The sequence below is a fragment of the Clostridium sp. LS genome (assembly GCF_002760435.1).
Taxonomy (GTDB): Bacteria; Bacillota; Clostridia; order Clostridiales; family Clostridiaceae; genus Clostridium.
In genome coordinates this window covers 1-1,056 of sequence record NZ_AUUU01000201.1, presented here as the reverse complement: position 1 = coordinate 1,056, position 1,056 = coordinate 1, and the positions used below count along the sequence as shown (strand labels likewise).

The window sequence follows — 1,056 nt, the reverse complement described above, 5'->3', positions numbered from 1 at the left end:
TTTATGGCTAGGAAAAAAACATCTAATATAATAAAAAATGATTTTGAATATGATGAAGGAGAAGTATTTGGATTTACTAGTGAAGTTCCTACAGGTGGAAATTGTATATCTTCCTTTTCCTTTGATGATGACTCTGCACTTGAAAATACTCAAGCTAATCCTGAGTGTAAATCTACTAATGATACCGCTGCTATTTCTGACCTAAAAATTAATGCTCAAGAAAATATTATTTCAGATAACAGCAATACACAACAATGCAACATCAGTGATTCTATTGAAATTCAAAATTCTTTGAGCTCTGCAAAAGAAATATTTGATAACAGAAGAACTCCTATTCCTAATGGTGCAGCTCCTGCTATTGATGGAGAAACTCCAATCATTAAGAGAAGCTATATCCTTAGAAGTTCCACTATAAGAAAAATAAACGAACTAAAAAGCATACATCCAGACATTAGTGTATGTGTAAGTACCATAGTAGATATTGCTATAGATTATTACCATAATCACATTTTAAATGAAGGGGGCAATCAATAATTTTTTTATCTGTTTTTAATTCCATATAATTATTTTATATCTAAGATGAGACAATGTGATTTTCGTCATATATCCAATTTAGGAGGTGATGAAATCATGGAAATAAATGAATTGATTAATCTTGTAGCTAATAACGGGTTTGCCATCGCTGTTGCTGCTTATCTATTAATTCGCTTAGAAAAACAAATCAACAATCTTTCTACTTCAATTAATAAACTAAATACCATAATATCTACGAAGCTTGGAGTCGTTATAGATTCTGACGGATCTAGTAATGATTCTAATAGAGTGGCTTAAGTAGAAAAAGGCAATGAACTTTAATTTTGAGTTTATTGCCTTAAATTCGCTTATGCCTTTATTTTAAAATTTGACTCATGGATAATTTATATTATATTTTAAACAAGATCCATTTGCACCCTTCCAGATCATACTTAAGTTCGAATATCTTTTCTTGATTATTTATAATAGCAGTACAAGTATATATAAGCATTTTATTACCACATAATTTTTCTAAATCAATAC

2 protein-coding genes are annotated in these 1,056 nt (G+C 29.3%); both read left to right on the top strand.

Translation table 11 applies throughout. The annotated features are described in order from the left end of the window. Positions 1-3 precede the first annotated feature (3 nt). On the top strand, positions 4-534 hold the full coding sequence (locus COL3_RS26275; protein ID WP_008426209.1) for a hypothetical protein: 531 nt from the start codon (positions 4-6) through the stop codon (positions 532-534). A 96-nt stretch (positions 535-630) separates the two neighbouring features. Continuing rightward, positions 631-831 carry a YvrJ family protein gene (locus tag COL3_RS26270; protein ID WP_008426210.1) on the top strand — a complete coding sequence of 67 codons (201 nt, stop codon included), beginning with the start codon at positions 631-633 and terminating at the stop codon, positions 829-831. The last annotated feature ends 225 nt before the right edge of the window (positions 832-1,056 follow it).

Coding starts and splice junctions, on each gene's coding strand:
- COL3_RS26275 (WP_008426209.1), top strand. CDS start 4: ATGGCTAGGAAAAAAACATCTAATATAATAAAAAATGATTTTGAATAT.
- COL3_RS26270 (WP_008426210.1), top strand. CDS start 631: ATGGAAATAAATGAATTGATTAATCTTGTAGCTAATAACGGGTTTGCC.